Consider the following 1,987-nt stretch of genomic DNA (forward strand, 5'->3'; position numbering starts at 1 on the left):
CCTGCGTTCCGCGTAATTCAGGGGTTCTGGAGTACCTGCCGGGTTGAAGGTGCAGGTCAGCGGGGTGAGGGCTGGTGACGCGGCCGGATTCGCCTAGAGACGCGACTTTGCGGATTCGCCTGCGCTGACCTGGAGTTGCTCCGTAGGGTCTGGAGTCGTGTACGTGAAGACGACGAAGCGGGAGAACAAGTCCGGCACAGTCCGGTACCTGCACCTGGCCCACAACGAGTGGGATCCGGTGAAGGGCCGGGCGGTCCCGAAGGTCCTGTTCACGTTCGGCCGTGAGGACGACCTCGACCGGGACGCGGTGAAACGCCTGGTCGCGTCTCTATCGCGGCTGCTGGAGCCGGGAGAGGCGCTGGCCTCGACCGCGGCGGGTGACCTGGAGTTCGTCTCGTCGGTCCCGTTCGGGGGCATCTACGTCCTCGATCATCTGTGGCGGCGGCTGAAGATCGACCAGATCGTCGGGCAGGTGGGACAGCCCAAGCGGGGTCGGCGCCGGGATATGTCGGTGACCGAGCGGGTGCTGTTCTCCCTGGTCGCGAACCGGGCCCTGGCTCCGTCGTCGAAGCTGGCCGCCGCGGACTGGGTCACGCACGACGTGCATGTCGACGGCCTGGCCGCGACCGACGACGACGCCTGCTACCGGGCGATGGACTGGCTCCACGAGGTGACCGACGACCTCGAGAAGCGGGTGTTCGACGAAGTCGCGAACCTCCTCAACCTCGAGGTCGATCTGCTGTTCTTCGACACCACCAGCACCTACTTCGAGCTGGAGGAGGCCGACGAGCCCGTCGCCCGCGACGACAAGGGCCGCCTCCTGCCGGCCGCAGACGACAGCGGTGACACACCGGACCAGGCCGGGTTCCGCGCCTTCGGCAAGTCGAAGGACTCCCGCGACGATCTCCCGCAGATCGTGATCGGGATGGCCGTCACCCGGGACGGGATCCCGGTCCGCGTCTGGTCCTGGCCCGGCAACACCGGTGACCAGAAGCTGATCCGGCAGGTCAAGGACGACATGCGCGACTGGACCCTGAGCAAGATCGTGTGGGTCACCGACCGGGGATTCTCCAGCGAACGCAACCGCCGCTACCTCCGCCAGGGCGAGAACGCCTACATCGTCGGCGAGAAACTCCGCTCAGGGAGTCCGGAAGTGAAGGCGGCCCTGTCCCGGCAGGGCCGCTACGGCGAGATCGCCGGGAACATGCGGGTCAAGGAGGTGCGGATCTCCGACACGGAACGGTTCGTGATCTGCCACAACCCCGAAGCCGCAACCCGTGACCAGCGCATACGCGAACAGCTCGTCGCCCAGCTCACGACCCTGATCGAGGACACCGACAAGCTCAGCGACTTCAAGCGCGGCGAGCTCCGTGGGAAGATCGCCGACAAGCCCGGCCTCAACCGCTACCTCCGCACGACCCCGGCCGGCAAGCTCCGCATCGACACCGCGAAGGTCAAGGCCGAGGAGAACCTCGACGGCAAGTACCTGCTGCGATGCTCCGACCCGCACCTGACCGCGGAGGACATCGCCCTCGGCTACAAGCAGCTCCTCGAAGTCGAGCGAGGCTGGCGGGACATGAAGCAGATCATCGACCTGCGGCCCGTCTACCACCGGCTCGAGGAACGCATACGCGCACACGTCGTCCTCTGCTGGCTCTCCCTGCTGCTGATCCGCATCATCGAGACCACCACCGGCGCGACCTGGACGACCGTCCGCCGCGAACTCGACCGGCTCCACCTCGGTACGTTCACCGGCCCCACCGGCCTGTTCCGGCAGGTCACCACCCTCACCAAGCCCCAGACCGACCTCCTGACCAAGCTCAACATCCCCGCACCGAAGCAGATCATCGCCCTCGAACCCACACCTCGCTGACCAGCACGAACACCAGCGCCTAGAGAAACGCCTCTCAGGCGCCCTCACCCATGTCTGCCAAGGTCAGACCCCAGATTCGTGACTCCAGGCCGCTGAATTACGCGGAACGCAGGA

1 protein-coding gene is annotated in these 1,987 nt (G+C 66.5%); it reads left to right on the plus strand.

All coding sequences use genetic code 11. From position 1 onward, the window contains the following. Window positions 1-163: 163 nt before the first annotated feature. Complete coding sequence (locus ACGFYY_RS42335; protein WP_393717982.1) at window positions 164-1,873, plus strand: IS1634 family transposase; 1,710 nt, start codon at window positions 164-166, stop codon at window positions 1,871-1,873. The last annotated feature ends 114 nt before the right edge of the window (window positions 1,874-1,987 follow it).

Origin of the sequence: Streptomyces sp. NPDC048331, from assembly GCF_043201215.1 — a bacterium.
Classification (GTDB): Bacteria; Actinomycetota; Actinomycetes; order Streptomycetales; family Streptomycetaceae; genus Streptomyces.